Consider the following 14,564-nt stretch of genomic DNA (forward strand, 5'->3'; position numbering starts at 1 on the left):
CAGGTGGTGCCGGCCCTCGAATACGAGGACATCGAGGGGCGCTGCCACCTCATCGATCTCGAGCTTGTGGCGAGTGGGGTCGAAAAAGACCGGTGACGCAGTGAACATAAGGTACGGCTTCCGTGCGAATCAACTGGAAGCCGAAGCGTAAGGAGGTGGGCAAGCTGCGGTCTGTAGGAAAATTCCCAAAGTTGATCAGGATAGGCCTGAATTTTTCAAATGCTTTCCCCCTCGCGATCGGGGCACACCCCATTGCGCGCGTCGCTCCCTGGGGTCGTGAGAATGAGCCCCAACAAGCCCTCCAGCGACTGCACCGGCCTGTCGAAGCCATGCCTTCCACGCACCGTGTCCCAGGGCATCGCGTCATTCAGGGAGAAATCCCCGACACAGGTCATGCCCCCCACATCATCCAGCAGCCCCAGCGGTACCCAGACAAACGCCGTACCGCGCAAGGCGTTAGGCACCGTCGAACCACACTGTCGGCAGAAATCATTGCGGTAGCCGCTAGGCTTTTGCCAGCTGCCGATCTCGCTTTGCCCCGCTGTCCATTGAAATTGCGCCTGGGCAACGATCGTCGCGCAGTTGTGGCCCGTGCCGGTTTGTCGGCGGCATAACGAGCAATGGCAGCGATAGAAGGTGGCGGGTGCTTGAGCCAGAGAAAACATCACGGCCCCGCAGAGGCACTGTCCATTGAGCATCGTCCTGATCCTTTATGAAGGCGATTGTCGGTGCGCCACCCTCCGGCAAACCCGCCGGGGAATCAAGCCCGCCCCTGCCCACCGCAGCCCAGACTGGCCGAGTCAACGCGACCCATTGACCCAAATCAAGGCACTCGGCAGGCCGATCCAGACCGGCTTCACAGCCCCACCCCTATTTTTTAATCGATACCAATCAACCAGATACCCATAATCTTCAAGCCACCTGCAAAAAGTGGAACAGCCCGTGCAGAGATAGGTGCCATACCCCCTATCTCCGCCCTGCGCTGGAGTGACTCGACAGGCCCTTGCACCGGTTCGGTGACCGGGTTGCCCTGCACCCCCGAGCCAACGCTGTCGGAAATCAACCTGACCTTTCTGGAGTCATGCATGTACAGCTCTCTTGAACACTTGAAGCCTGATCGCGAAATCCTCAGTGAATCGATCCGTCCGCAGTACGACTTCATTGTCTGCGGCGGTGGCGCGGCCGGCTGCGTGGTGGCCCGGCGCCTGGCCGAAGACCCCGACGTCACGGTGTTGCTGCTCGAAGCCGGGGGCAGCGACCGGGTCCCCCAGGTACTGGACTCGACCCAGTGGATGTGGAACATCGGCACCTCGCGGGACTGGTGCTACAAGGCCCAGCCCTCAGCCAGCCTTAATGGCCGGACCCCGCCGCTGCCCATGGGCAAGGTGCTGGGCGGCGGTTCCAGCATCAACGGCTCGATCTGGGCGCGGGGCCACAAGCACGACTTCGACCTGTGGGCCGACGTCAGCGGCGACGCGGCCTGGAACTACGAATCGGTACTGGCCATCTACCGCCAGATCGAAGACTGGCACGGCCCTGCCGACCCGCTGCGGCGTGGCACCGGCGGGCTGCTGAACATCCTGCAACCGGACAACCCCGTCCCCTTGGTCCCGGCCCTGATCGAAGCCGCCAGCGCCCTGGGTATTCCCTATGTAGAGGACATCAACGGCGCCGCCATGGAAGGCAATGGCGGCTGCGGCCTGCCCAGCGTGCTGGTGCAGGACGGCAACCAGCGGGTGTCCATGGCCGCCACCTACCTGCACCCCTATCTGGGCCGGCCCAACCTGGACGTGTTGCTGTGCGCCGAAGTCGACAGGCTGATCCTCGAAGGCAAACGTGCTGTCGGCGTCGCCTTCACCCGCCGCGGCCAGCGCTACCAGGTGCGTGCCGGCAGCGAGGTGATTCTCTCCCTGGGCGCGATGAACACGCCCAAGGTGCTGATGCTCTCGGGGATCGGCGACGAAGCCGAACTGCAGCGCCACGGCATTCCCGTGGTCCAGCACCTGCCAGGGGTGGGCAAGAACTTTCAGGACCACATCCTGCTGGCCGGTTGCGTCTGGGAATACATCGTTCCGGAGCCGCCGCGCAACAACGCCGCCGAATTCATCTTCTACGCCAAGAGCGATGCGTCACTCAAGACCCCTGACCTGATGCCGGTGCTCGAAGAGTGCCCGTTCGCCAGCGAGGTCACCGCCACCCAGTACGACCTGCCGGTGAGCACCGCCTCGGCCTGGACCCTCGCCCCCGGCCTGGCCCGCCCCGACAGCCGCGGCCAGGTGCGCCTGGCCAGCGCCAACCCGGCCGATGCACCGTTGATCGACGCCAACTTCCTCAGCACCGACAGCGACATGCGCGCCATGCTGCGCTGCGTTGAAATGTGCCGCGACATCGGCAATTCGGCGGGCCTGGCCCCCTTTCGCAAACGTGAAGTGATGCCCGGCAACCTGCGCGGCGCCGACATGGAGAACTTCATCCGCAACGCCGCCGGCACCTACTTCCATGAAAGCTGCACGGCGCCCATGGGCCGCGATGAACAGTCGGTGGTCGACGCCCACCTCAAGGTCTATGGCATCGACGGGCTGCGCATCGCCGACGCCTCGATCATGCCGCAGATCACCACCGGCAACACCATGGCGCCCACCGTCATCATCGGCGAACGGGCTGGCCAGATTCTGCGCAGCGCTTACGGCTTGACGACCGAAGATCTCAGATCCACCCCTGCCCGTACGGGAGTTTCTACATGAGGGATTCACCCTGCTCTGTCCCTGCTCACCCGCGCAGCCCGTCAGTTCCTGGGGGGTCTGGCTGCGAGCAAGGGGCCGAGGCGATCAGCAATGACACCGTGGTGAAGTCGGTGTGTGCGGCGCTTTGAGCACAGTGGCGTGATGACGCCATCGCGCGCCATCCTGTGTCTATACTGGTGTTGCCCTCGCACATCAGGCGGACCATTTGAGACCTTCGACCCTGACCTCAGCCTTTCTCTGTCTATGGCTTGGACTGCTCTGCGGCCCAGCCGCAGCCGAGCAATACCAGGTCGTCACCGAAGAATGGGCCCCGTACAACTACGAGGAAAACCACCAGCTCACCGGCATCACCACCGACATCGTCCGCGCGATCATGGCGTTGACCGGCGATCATTTCGACATGCTGCTCATGCCCAGCATGCGCACCACCCGTGCCCTCGACACGCGTCCCAAGACCATCATGTACTCCATGTTCCGCACGCCACAGCGCGAACCCTTGTACAAGTGGGTCGGGCCGATCGTGGAAGAGTCCATCTACCCCTATCAACTCGGCCACGGCCAGCCCTCGGTCAACACCCTGGAGCAGCTGCGTCAGGCCGCGCAGATCACCACCCGCCAGGACGGCCTGATCCCTCAGGTCTTGCAGGCACAGGGCTTCACCAACCTGGACAAGAGCGCCAGCAGCAACCTGCAGCTGTACCGGATGCTTTTGGCCCGGCGTACCGACATCATCGTCGGCGACACCGCCACGGGCGTGGCCTATTACAGTCGCCAACTGCAAGTGCCTCCCGGCACCTTGCGCCGGATACCGGTCGAGCTTTACCGCTCCTCCCTGTACATCGCTTTCAGCCGCGACTCCGATGACAAGGTGGTCGCGGCCTGGTCCCGTGCCCTGGAACAACTGCGCCAGTCGGGCCAGTTGGCACGCATCCAGCATCAATATGACCCTGTGCTCAGCCCCTAGGCTCTGTACGAAACGCATCCCCGCAAACAAGGAAGGTTCCATGCACAACGTCTGGAAAAAATGCGCGCTGTTCAGTGCATTGGTGCTGGCCGCCGCGTCGGCAAGCGCCGCTGAAAAGGTCATCTTCGACACCGATTTCAACGTCCTCGACGACGATGGCCAGGCCTTCATCATGCTGGCCCAGTTGCACGCCCAGAAACGTATCGAGCTGCTGGGCATGACCCTGGTCAGTGGCAACGAGTGGGTGGATCAGGAGCAGGTCGAGGCGCTCAAGGCCGTGGAGCGCATGGGCGTGGAAAAGGACATCGGCGTCTACTCCGGCGCGGCCTATCCGCTGCTTCACAACGTCACCACCTACCCTCAGGAAAAGGCGCTGTTCGGCTCAGGCTATGCCGGGGCGTTCCAGGCACCGCGGCCCACCTCGGCCAATCAACTCAAGGCGCCGCCTGACGGGCTGGCCAGCCATACCCCGCTGCGCAAGGAACCCGCCGCGCAGTTCATCGTCGACAGCGTGCGGGCCAACCCCCATGAAGTGACGCTGCTGGCCACCGGCCCCCTGACCAACCTGGCCACGGCGATTCGCATGGCGCCGGACATCGTGCCGCTGATCAAGCGCATCGTGTACATGGGCGGTGCGATGGAAATTCCAGGCAATACCACGCCGGCGGCCGAGTTCAACTTCTGGTTCGATCCGGAAGCGGCGAAGATCGTCCTGCGCTCGCCCATCGAGCACGTGATCTTTCCCAACGACGTGTGTGAAAAGGTCACCTTCGATGCCTCGGTGTACAAGCGCGTGATTGCCCACCCCGGGGCCATTGCCGACCTCTACAAGCATCAGTTCCAGCCCCTGTTCGACAAGGATCCGGGCTATCACAGTTTCACCTGGGACAGCCTGCCGGCGCTGTTTCTGGTCGACCCGGGGATCGTCACCGAATCGCGTCAGGAGTGGGTCGATGTCGACACTCAGTTCGGCCCGGACTACGGCCGTGCGCTGGCCTACAAGAAGAACCCTCCCGTGGGCACGCAGAAAGCCACGCTGGTGTTTGGCGTGAATCAGAAAAAGTTCTGGGACGAGTATGTGGGGCTGGTGAGCTTGCCGGTGCCGGTCAAGCGGCCATAGCACGCTCTATGGCGAGGGGCTCAGCCACCCTGCGCCTGCAAAAAGATCGAAAACAGCTCCGACTGCGAGCGGATCCCCAGCTTGCTGTACATGTGCCGCTTGTGCACCCGCACGGTCTCGGCGGAGATGTCCAGCTTGCGGGCGATTTCCTTGCTGGAGCAGCCACTGAGCATCAAGCGCCCCACGTCCAGCTCGCGCCCGGTCAACTGGGCGCCGCGGTTCTGCTGCACCGAGGCTTCCAGCTGGCTGCGCCAGTCGCTCGATGCGGCGGCCGCAGGCACCCGATCATCGTCATGCATCGTTTCGGCACGCTCATGGGGCAAGCGTTGGCGCAGCAGCGCCACCACCCAGGGCTCGATCAACGACAACAGCGCCACCTGCTCCGGGCCAAAGGGCCGGGTCGAGCCCAAGGATAGGCACAGGGTGCGATCGGCGTCGATTTGGCAGTTGAACTGAATTTCATCGGCCACCACGTTCAAGCGGAAGTAACGCTGGTAGTACTCGGTCAGCTCGAAGTGCTCGGGGGCGACGTCGCGCAACGGGTACAGCCCGGACTGCGACTGCTCGCGGCTGGCAATGTAGAACGGATCAAGGAGGTAGATCCCTTTGAGGTAATCCTGAAACAGCTGATCGAGGCTGCCATCCTCCCCCGGAGATTCGGCAAACACCACGGGCCGCTGCCGCGTGCTGAATTGCAACACCACCCAGCTATCGAAGTCCACGTACTGGTTCACCAGGCGCAGCAGCTGCGCCCAGAAGTTGGGTTTGTCCAGGGATTCGATCAACTGGCCCACCGAGCGGTGCCAGGCAATGGCTTGCAGTGCGTCCGTCATCCACTACTCCGATAGGGTTACTACAGCTGCGTAATACCCAGTTACAACTATGCCTGCGCATACTGCCCGCAGAGCCGATCCTCAGGCCAGTGATTTTACTCATAAGGACACCCCATGAAGGTTGAACTCGCGCAGCTGGAAGGCCTCGACAACGGCACCGCCCATAACCTGCAACGGGCGTTGCAGGTCATTGCCAGGCGCGCCCACGGCACCACGCTGATCGTGTTTCCGGAGACCCACCTGATGGGTTTTCCCTCCAGCGATACCGTCGCCGGCGTGGCCGAACCCCTTGACGGGCCGACTGTGCAGGCGGTGATGGACGCCGCGCGCAGCCATCAAGTGTCCGTGGTCATCGGCTTTGCCGAGGTGGACGCCGGCCAATACTTCAACACCACCCTGTTGATCACCCCTGAAGGCATCGCCCTGCGCTACCGCAAGACCCATCTGTGGGCCTCGGACCGTGGCGTGTTCAGCGCCGGTGATCGCTACGTTACCTGTGAGTGGCAAGGCCTGCGGGTCGGCCTGTTGATCTGCTACGACATCGAATTCCCTGAATCGGCCCGCGCCCTGGCGCAGCTGGGTGCCGACCTGATCATCGTCACCAACGGCAACATGGACCCTTATGGCCCCACCCACCGCACCGCGATCATGGCCCGCGCCCAGGAAAATCAGGCATTCGCCCTGATGGTCAATCGCGTCGGCAGCGGCGATGGCGACCTGGTATTCGCCGGCGGCAGCGCCCTGGTCGACCCTTTCGGCAGCCTGCTCGAAGAGGCCGGCCGCGAAGAACGCTGCTTCAGTGTCGAGCTGGACCTGACACAACTGGCTGCCGCGCGCCGTGACTATCGCTACCTGGATGACCAGCGCCTGCGTCTGCCGGGAGACGTGCTGGAACACGCCGATGGCCGCCGCGAGCTGCTGATCCCGAACCACCCGTAATCGACCGATCCGTCCCCAGAGACGGGCTGTCCCTCTATAAGAAACGCGCTTTCACTGCCGAACTTTTCTCTGCCATAACACCTATAAATTCGGAGTATTTGCTCATGGCTCGCTTGCAACGCACCCTTTCATTGGGCTCGGTGGTGCTGTTTGGCATCGCCTACATGACCCCCATCATCGTGCTGGGTACCTTCGGCATTCTCGCTCAGAGCACCAACGGCATGGTGCCGGCGGCGTACCTGGCCGCGCTGGTGGCGATGTTTTTCACGGCGCTGAGCTACGGGCGCATGGCGGCGGCCTTTCCCGTGGCTGGCTCCGCCTACAGCTATGTGCGCAAGGCCATCAGCCCGAAGCTGGGCTTCCTCGCCGGCTGGGCAGTGCTGCTCGACTACCTGTTCCTGCCCATGGCCATCTGGCTGATCGGCGCCGCCTACCTGGGCACGGCATTCCCGTCGATACCACAACCGGTGTGGGTGCTGGCTTTTATCGTCATCACCACGCTGATCAACGTGGTCGGGCTGAAACTGGCCAACACCGTCAACGCCTTGCTGATGGTGGTCCAGGCGCTGGTGCTGGTGGCGTTCGTGGTGCTGTGTATTCATTACATCGGCGGTGACGCCAGCAAACCGCTGTGGACTCTGGCGCCATTTTTCGACGGCAAGATGCAGATGCCGATGATCATGAGCGGTGCGGCCATTGCCTGCTATTCGTTCCTGGGCTTCGATGCGGTCAGCACCCTGACCGAAGAAACCCGTGACCCCCGCCGCACCATTCCACGAGCGATCATGCTGATCACCTTGATCGGTGGTTTGATCTTCGTGGGCGTATCCTACTTCGTGCAGTTGGCGCACCCTTCGTCGCAATTTGACAGCGTCGATTCGGCGGCCTATGAAATCGCCCGCAACATCGGTGGCGACCTGTTTGTCAGCCTGTTCCTGGTGGGCCTGATCGTCGGCCAGTTTGCCTCGGGGCTGTCGGCCCAGGCCAGCGGTTCTCGCCTGCTGTACGCCATGGGACGAGACGGCGTGCTGCCGAAAAGCTTCTTCGGTACCCTGAGCGACCGCTTTGGCACACCGATCAACAGCATCGTGCTGTGCGCGGTGGTGGCCTTGCTCGCGCTCAAGCTCGACGTGACTACCTCCACCTCGTTCATCAACTTCGGCGCCTTTCTGGCCTTCAGCCTGGTCAACCTGTCGGTGATCTTCCACTACTGGATCGGCGGCGAAAAACGCGGCGTGCGCGCGTGGGTATTGTTTCTCCTGTTCCCGTTGATCGGATTGGTCGCAGACCTCTGGCTGATGATCAGTCTCGATCACCTGGCGATCATGCTCGGGGTCGGCTGGCTGGCGGTGGGTTGCGTGTACCTGGCGTGGTTGACCGGAGGCTTTCGCCGCCAGCCGCCGGAGATGGATTTTCAAGAGGCGGTGTGAGGGGGGCTTATTTGCCGCCTGTCACATCCAGAAAAGTCCCCGTCACGAATGACGCTTCGGGACCCGCCAGCCAGAGGATTCCTCGCGCCACTTCCTCGGGCTGGCCACCGCGGCCCATGGGAATGGATTCTCTGACCCGGTCCACCCGCCCCGGCTCGCCGCCACTGGCGTGCATCTCGGTGTAGATGTGCCCGGGGCGCAGGCCGTTGACGCGGATGCCTTCGCGAGCCACTTCCTTGGCCAGGCCCGTGGTAAAGGTTTCCAGCGCGCCCTTGGAGGCGGCGTAGTCAATGTACTCGCCGGGGCTGCCGAGCCGGGCCGACGCCGAAGAGATATTGACGATCGAGCCGCCGCGCCCGTTGTGACGCGTCGACATGCGCTTGATAGCCTGCTGGGCGCAGAGGATCGGGCCGATGGCGTTGACGGCGAAGATGCGCTGCATCCGCTCGAACTCAAGGTCCTCCAGACGTGATTGCAATGCCAACACGCCGGCGTTGTTCACCAGCACGTCGATGCGCCCGAAGGCCCGGTCGATTTCGGCGAACAAATGCAGCACCTGCTGAGGGTCGGCACTGTCGGCGCGCACCGCCAGGCCTTGGCGCCCCCGTGCCCGCACGTCGGCCACCACCGCCAGGGCGGCCGCCTCGTCCGAGACGAAGCTGATGGCCACGTCATAACCTTGCTCGGCGGCCAGACGGGCGGTGGCCGCGCCGACGCCACGACTGCCGCCGGTGATCAGAATCAGAGGGATATCACGGTTCATCAAAGCGTCCTTCAATGGGGGGCGACTCAGCGTGAGCGCTGTACCGCCGTGCATTTGATCTCCACCAACAAGGCCGGGTATGCCAGCGAGTGCACGCCGATACAGGTCCAGGTGCTAAGGCCACGGGGGAAAATACGGTTCTTGACCTCCAGGAACAGGTCCATGTGGGTCGCCAGATCGACATGATAGGTGGTCATGTCCACCACGTCCTCGAAAGTGCAGCCACCGGCTTGCAGCACGTCCCGCAGGTTTTCCCAGGCGGCGACGAACTGCTGCTCCGGGTCTTCGAGAATCACGCGGTCCACCGTACGGCCGATCTGACCGGCGCAGAACAGCATATTGCCGACCTTGACCGCCGGTGCGTAGCTGATTTCCTCGGGGGTCTTGTTCATTGATGCAGGGATGATGACTTGACGATCTGACATGGGCCGGAATCTCTCCAGTGGCGGTTTCAAGGGCAAGGCCAACCTTACCTGAACCGCCCGCTGAAGTGGCCGTCTGGCCCTCGACCGCAAGATGAAAATCAAAGCACTGGGAAAAACTTATACAAAACCTTACCATCAGTACAAGTTTTAGTGATTAAACAGGAGGCCTGCTCGATGGCCGATGTTCGGCGGCTGTGCCTGGTCCTCGGTGATCAGTTGTCCTTTGACCTGGCTTCGCTAGAGGGCCTGGACCCCAGCCGCGACCGGGTCCTGCTGGTGGAGGTCATGGAAGAAGCCCGCCATGTACCGCATCATCCGCAGAAGATCGCGCTGATCTTCAGCGCCATGCGCCACTTTGCCGAGGCCTTGCGCCAGCGCGGCGTCGAGGTGCACTACGTCGAGCTGGATGACGCGGATAACAGCGCCAGCGTCCCCGGCGAACTGCTACGTTGGCAGGCCTTGCTCGGTCCCGGCGAAGTGCACCTGACCGAGTGCGGTGACTGGCGGCTGGAACAGTCGCTGAAAGACAGCGGCGTGCCGATTCAGTGGCATGCCGACACGCGTTTCCTGTGCAGCCGCGAAGGCTTCCAGCGTTGGGCGGCCGACAAGAAGCAGCTGCGCATGGAGTTTTTCTACCGCGAGATGCGCCGCAAGAGCGGCCTGTTGCTCAACGGTGACGGCACGCCGGTGGGCGGCAGCTGGAACTTCGACGCGGACAACCGCAAGCCGCTGCCCAAGAAGATCACTGCGTCCTACCCGCTGCACTTTGCCAACGACGCCATCACCCAGCGGGTGCTGGCACTGGTGGCCGAGCGCTTCACCGATCACTACGGCGCCCTGACAACCTTCGACTACCCCGTCACCCATGGGGATGCCCAGCAACTATGGGCCGCGTTTCTGGACTACGGCCTGGCGGCTTTCGGCGACTATCAGGACGCCATGGCCAGTGACGAGCCGTACCTGTTCCACGCCCGTATCAGCGCCGCGCTGAACATCGGCCTGCTGGACCTGCGCCAACTGTGCAGCGATGTGGAAGCGGCCTACTGGTCGGGCACCGTGCCGCTGAACGCCGCCGAGGGCTTCATCCGCCAACTTATCGGCTGGCGCGAGTACGTGCGCGGGGTGTACTGGCTGAAGATGCCCGACTACGCCCAGGGTAACCTGTTCGGCAACACACGGGCCCTGCCCGAATTCTACTGGACCGGCGACACCCGCATGAACTGCATGCGCCAGGCCATCGGCCAGAGCCTGAAACACGCCTATGCCCATCACATTCAGCGGCTCATGGTGACCGGCAATTTCGCCCTGCTGGCCGGCATTGTCCCGAGAGACATCTGCGAGTGGTACCTGGCCATCTACATGGACGCCTTCGACTGGGTCGAACTGCCTAATACGCTGGGCATGGTCATGCACGCCGATGGCGGCTACCTGGGGTCCAAACCCTATTGCGCCAGCGGCCAGTACATCAAGCGCATGTCCGATTACTGCCGCGACTGTGCCTACAAGGTCAGCGAAAGCACCACCGAGGACGCCTGCCCGTTCAACGCGCTGTATTGGCATTTCCTCATGCGCCACCGCAACACCCTGGGCCGCAATCAGCGGCTGGCGATGGTCTACAAGAACCTGGCGCGCATGCCCGAGCCCAAACAGCAGGCCTTGTGGGAGCGCGGGCAGACACTGTTGGCTCGGCTGGATGCCAACGAGCCGTTATGAAAGGGGCGCCGATATGAAAAAAGCCGAGCTGGCGGTCAAGACCTGCGCGGTCTGCGGCCTGCCCTTCAGCTGGCGCAAGAAGTGGGCACGCAGCTGGGACCAGGTGCGCTACTGCTCCGAACGTTGCCGTCGCCACAAGCCGGCGGCGCGCTGACAACCGCCGGTCGCGTACCGTCCAGATTGCCCTGGCCAAGCCGATACAGCCTTCATAATCCAACGGCTGAATCCCATGGTCGCCCTGCTCAAGCCACGTTCTCACCTTCAGGCAGCTCGCCGTTCGATGCTGGGCCTTGCCACGCTCATGGTATTGCTGTTCATTGCCGCGATCGGCGCGCTCATGTACATCGCCAGCAGCGAGAATCAGCGCTTTCTGGAACACAGCATCAGCGACGCGCAAAAGGCCTTGAGCGCCGAGCAAGAGTTGATCGGACGCGCTTTGCGCGATTACGCCTTCTGGAATGATGCCTACCTGCACCTGGGCGGGGCCACGATTGATCTGGACTGGGCCTACACCCGCGACAACCTTGGCGCCACGCTGTTTCAGACCTATCCCATCAAGGCCGCCTTCATCGTCGCCAGCGACGGCCTGACCCGCTACGCCTTGATCAGCGGAGTCTGGCGCCAGGTGGCGATCGATCAGTACGTGACCGGTAACCTGTTGCCCCTGTTCCGCGCCGCCCGCCGGCTGGCCGACAATGATACCGATCGCGTCAGTCATGGCTTCTATACCGTCGACGGGCTACCCGCCGTGGTCTACGCCGCCGTGCTCAAACCGGCCGTGGGCGCTGCCGACAGGGCCAATGAGCAACTGTCACTGCTGGTCTTCGTCGATGTGATCGATCAGGCACATCTGCTCCGCTGGCAGGACAACTACGCGCTGGAACAACTTCAGGCGCTCATGACCAGCCAGCCCGGGCCGGACCATAGCTACTTTTCCAGCCAGGGAGCCGCTGGCGGCACCTTGCAATTGCGCTGGAAGGGCGAAGGCCCCGGTGACGTGTTGCTGCGCACGGCACTGCCGATTCTGGCGCTGGTGATGTTGAGTTTCGGCGCCATCGCCCGCTATTTCTATCGCTCGGCTGTGCGTTCGGCATTGATGTTCGACCGCACGCGGCAACACATCGAATACCTGGCCCGGCATGACCCGCTCACGGGTCTGGCCAACCGCACTTATCTGCAACAACACCTGGAGCAAGCCTTGAGCCTCGGCCTTTCGGCCGATGCCCCGTTGTACCTGATCAGCCTCGACCTGGACTTCTTCAAACCCATCAACGATGTCCATGGCCATGCCATCGGCGACGCTGTGCTGTGCGAAGTCGCCACCCGCCTGATCGCTCTGGTGGGAGAACCGGACCTGGTGGCACGCCTGGGCGGTGATGAGTTCGTGCTGGTGGTCAGCGGCGCCAACCTGGACATCCAGATGCTGTGCACAGCGTTGTGCCGCAGCGTGGCCAGGCCCATGGCACTCGCCGGCAAGCACTTGGGCGTGGGGGTCAGTATCGGCGTGGCCGCAGCGCCCACCGATGCCACCTCGCCGACTGACCTGCTGCGGTTGTCCGACATCGCCCTGTACGTGGCCAAGGCAATGGGACGCAACAACTGGCAGCTGTACACACCAGGCATGGACCGGCGAGCCGTGACGGCCTCTACTGCCGAGTAATATTTGCCTGCAGACTGGCCTGCAGGCACCATGTCCCGCCTTCATCTCAACTCGGTGTGTCAACAGCCGTGGTCATCGCCACGCAGCGCTGCAGAGGTATTGTCATGTCAAACCAAGAAAAAGCGTCCGGTCAGCTGCTGACCAAAGGCGAAAAGACGCACCTGCGCTTACGCGCGGTCGCCGCAGCCGAATTCGCTCAGCGAGGTTTTCACAACACCAAGGTCAGTGACATCGTGCAGGCCAGCGGGCTCAGCCAGCCGACCTTCTACGCCTATTTCGAAAGCAAGGAAGCCGCCTACGAAGAACTGGTCGGCGAGTTTCGCAAACGCCTCGAAGACCTGACCGGCACCCTGCTCATCGAAACTTCCATGAGCCAGCCGGACCTGCTCAAAAGCGTCGCCCGCAGTTTCCTGCGCTTTTTCGATTTCCTCGCCGAAGACAACGACCTTACCCAGATCGGCTTCTTTCAGCCGCCGGGCTGCACCCAGACCAAGGCCGGGCTGGCCTCCTGGATCGGCCGCAATATTGCCAAGGAACAAGCCATCGGCCTGTTCCGTTCGGACATCTCCTCGACCCTGATCGGCAAGTGTTTCGTCGGCATGATCGACCAGATGGCGCGCGATCCGATGGACGCCGAGCAACGCACCGAGACCGCCCATGCCTGCGCGCTACTGCTCTGCGACGGGCATTGGCGGCGTACCGACAGCTAAAAGCTACTTGCTAATAGGGTTACCGCTCAGTACTCTCGGGGCATCGCTGACTCTGTTCCAGGTGACCCTGATGAAATCTCAACTGCTCGCGCTGTCGCTGGGTGCCTTTGCCATCGGTGTAACCGAATTTGCCCCCATGGGGCTGCTGCCCTCCATTGCCCAGGGCGTCGACGCCTCGATTCCCGCCACCGGCATGCTGATCAGCGCCTACGCCGTGGGCGTGATGATAGGCGCACCGCTGATCACCTTGCTGCTCAGTTCCTCGCGTCGGCGCTCGGCGCTGGTGGGGTTGATGGCGCTGTTTACCTTGGGCAACCTGATGTCCGCCGTGGCACCGGGGTATTACACCTTGCTGGCGGCGCGGTTGGTCACCAGCCTTTCCCATGGCGCGTTTTTTGGCCTGGGGGCGATTGTCGCGGCCAGCCTGGTGCCCAAGGACAAACGCGCCTCGGCGGTATCGATCATGTTCATGGGCCTGACCGTGGCGAACATCGGCGGGGTACCCGCTGCCACCTGGCTGGGACATGCCATCGGCTGGCGGATGGCATTTGCCGCTATCTCCGTGTTGGGCCTGGTAGCGGGGCTGGCGCTGTTTTTCAGCCTGCCTCGCGGTGACACCCACCCGCGCCCCCATGTAGGCAACGAACTGCGGGTGCTGACCCAGCCGGCGGTGGTCAATGCCTTGTTGACCACCGCATTCAGCGCCGGGTCGATGTTCACCCTGTACACCTACATCGCCTCGGTCTTGCAGCACCTGACCCAGGCCTCGGCAGGCTTCGTCACCGCGATGCTGGTGACCATCGGCGTCGGCTTCACCCTGGGCAACGCGATCAGCGGCCGTCTGGCGGATCGCTCGCTCAAGGGTACCTTGATCGGCTTCCTCGGCATGCTGGCCGTGGTCAGCTTTGTCTTTCCGCTGGTGGCCACTACCGGGACGGGGGCGACCATTGCTCTGCTGCTGTGGGGCGCCGCCACCTTCGGCGTTTCGGCACCGGTACAGACCCGAGTCATGCAGGAAGCCCACGATGCCCCGGCCCTGGCCTCCTCGGTGAACATCGGCGCGTTCAACCTGGGCAACGCACTGGGGGCCGCCGCTGGCGGTGCCGCCCTGAGCCTAGGCCTGGGCTATGCCTCGATTGCGCCAGTGGGCGGGGTGCTGGCGTTGATGGCGCTGGGCCTGGTGCTGATGTCCGGGCGTCACGCCTCGACTCAATCGGCGCCGGTGGCGGGCTGACCTGTCACAGCACTGGGGCGTGATAGATT

Annotated in this window: 14 protein-coding genes; 10 read left to right on the top strand and 4 right to left on the bottom strand. The window is 63.0% G+C overall.

Annotated elements, in window-relative coordinates:
• Nucleotides 1-215 precede the first annotated feature (215 nt).
• Nucleotides 216-698: a GFA family protein gene (locus HB675_RS24755; RefSeq protein WP_213881795.1), complete on the bottom strand. Its 483-nt coding sequence runs from the start codon at nucleotides 696-698 to the stop codon at nucleotides 216-218.
• A 387-nt stretch (nucleotides 699-1,085) separates the two neighbouring features.
• Here HB675_RS24755 and HB675_RS24760 point away from each other — a divergent pair, with 387 nt between their 5' ends.
• The 3 genes from HB675_RS24760 (at nucleotide 1,086) to HB675_RS24770 (ending at nucleotide 4,828) form a co-directional block, all read left to right on the top strand.
• Nucleotides 1,086-2,744: a GMC family oxidoreductase N-terminal domain-containing protein gene (locus tag HB675_RS24760; RefSeq protein WP_213881796.1), complete on the top strand. Its 1,659-nt coding sequence runs from the start codon at nucleotides 1,086-1,088 to the stop codon at nucleotides 2,742-2,744.
• A 205-nt stretch (nucleotides 2,745-2,949) separates the two neighbouring features.
• Nucleotides 2,950-3,708: a transporter substrate-binding domain-containing protein gene (locus HB675_RS24765; protein WP_213881797.1), complete on the top strand. Its 759-nt coding sequence runs from the start codon at nucleotides 2,950-2,952 to the stop codon at nucleotides 3,706-3,708.
• A 40-nt stretch (nucleotides 3,709-3,748) separates the two neighbouring features.
• On the top strand, nucleotides 3,749-4,828 hold the full coding sequence (locus tag HB675_RS24770) for a nucleoside hydrolase (RefSeq protein WP_213881798.1): 1,080 nt from the start codon (nucleotides 3,749-3,751) through the stop codon (nucleotides 4,826-4,828).
• A 20-nt stretch (nucleotides 4,829-4,848) separates the two neighbouring features.
• On the opposite strand, the gene HB675_RS24775 is transcribed toward HB675_RS24770, so the two are convergent.
• A complete protein-coding gene (locus HB675_RS24775) occupies nucleotides 4,849-5,661 on the bottom strand; it encodes a helix-turn-helix transcriptional regulator (protein ID WP_213881799.1) in 813 nt (270 codons plus the stop codon).
• Between the two features lie 114 nt (nucleotides 5,662-5,775).
• On the opposite strand from HB675_RS24775, the gene HB675_RS24780 reads away from it, so the two are divergent.
• Both HB675_RS24780 and HB675_RS24785 read left to right on the top strand, forming a co-directional pair.
• Nucleotides 5,776-6,600, top strand: coding sequence for a carbon-nitrogen hydrolase family protein (locus HB675_RS24780; protein ID WP_213881800.1), 825 nt, complete (start codon nucleotides 5,776-5,778; stop codon nucleotides 6,598-6,600).
• A 104-nt stretch (nucleotides 6,601-6,704) separates the two neighbouring features.
• Nucleotides 6,705-8,030, top strand: a complete 1,326-nt coding sequence (locus tag HB675_RS24785) for an APC family permease (RefSeq protein WP_213881801.1) — start codon at nucleotides 6,705-6,707, stop codon at nucleotides 8,028-8,030.
• Between the two features lie 7 nt (nucleotides 8,031-8,037).
• Here the strand turns inward: HB675_RS24785 and HB675_RS24790 are convergent, their stop codons facing one another.
• Both HB675_RS24790 and HB675_RS24795 read right to left on the bottom strand, forming a co-directional pair.
• Nucleotides 8,038-8,793: an SDR family oxidoreductase gene (locus HB675_RS24790; protein ID WP_213881802.1), complete on the bottom strand. Its 756-nt coding sequence runs from the start codon at nucleotides 8,791-8,793 to the stop codon at nucleotides 8,038-8,040.
• A 26-nt stretch (nucleotides 8,794-8,819) separates the two neighbouring features.
• Complete coding sequence (locus HB675_RS24795) at nucleotides 8,820-9,218, bottom strand: RidA family protein (protein ID WP_213881803.1); 399 nt, start codon at nucleotides 9,216-9,218, stop codon at nucleotides 8,820-8,822.
• Nucleotides 9,219-9,392: 174 nt separating this feature from the next.
• Between HB675_RS24795 and HB675_RS24800 the strand changes: the two genes are divergently transcribed.
• The 5 genes from HB675_RS24800 (at nucleotide 9,393) to HB675_RS24820 (ending at nucleotide 14,535) form a co-directional block, all read left to right on the top strand.
• Nucleotides 9,393-10,931, top strand: coding sequence for a cryptochrome/photolyase family protein (locus HB675_RS24800; protein WP_213881804.1), 1,539 nt, complete (start codon nucleotides 9,393-9,395; stop codon nucleotides 10,929-10,931).
• 13 nt (nucleotides 10,932-10,944) lie between these two features.
• On the top strand, nucleotides 10,945-11,085 hold the full coding sequence (locus HB675_RS24805; protein ID WP_213881805.1) for a DUF2256 domain-containing protein: 141 nt from the start codon (nucleotides 10,945-10,947) through the stop codon (nucleotides 11,083-11,085).
• Nucleotides 11,086-11,160: 75 nt separating this feature from the next.
• The gene (locus tag HB675_RS24810; protein WP_213881806.1) at nucleotides 11,161-12,591 is read left to right on the top strand and encodes a diguanylate cyclase; all 1,431 of its coding nucleotides are present in this window, start codon (nucleotides 11,161-11,163) and stop codon (nucleotides 12,589-12,591) included.
• A gap of 104 nt (nucleotides 12,592-12,695) precedes the next feature.
• Nucleotides 12,696-13,301, top strand: coding sequence for a TetR/AcrR family transcriptional regulator (locus tag HB675_RS24815; RefSeq protein WP_213881807.1), 606 nt, complete (start codon nucleotides 12,696-12,698; stop codon nucleotides 13,299-13,301).
• Between the two features lie 70 nt (nucleotides 13,302-13,371).
• Nucleotides 13,372-14,535 (top strand): MFS transporter, encoded by a 1,164-nt coding sequence (locus HB675_RS24820; protein ID WP_213881808.1) that lies wholly within the window; start codon nucleotides 13,372-13,374, stop codon nucleotides 14,533-14,535.
• Nucleotides 14,536-14,564 lie beyond the last annotated feature (29 nt).

This window comes from Pseudomonas sp. dw_358, assembly GCF_018449655.1.
GTDB lineage: Bacteria > Pseudomonadota > Gammaproteobacteria > Pseudomonadales > Pseudomonadaceae > Aquipseudomonas.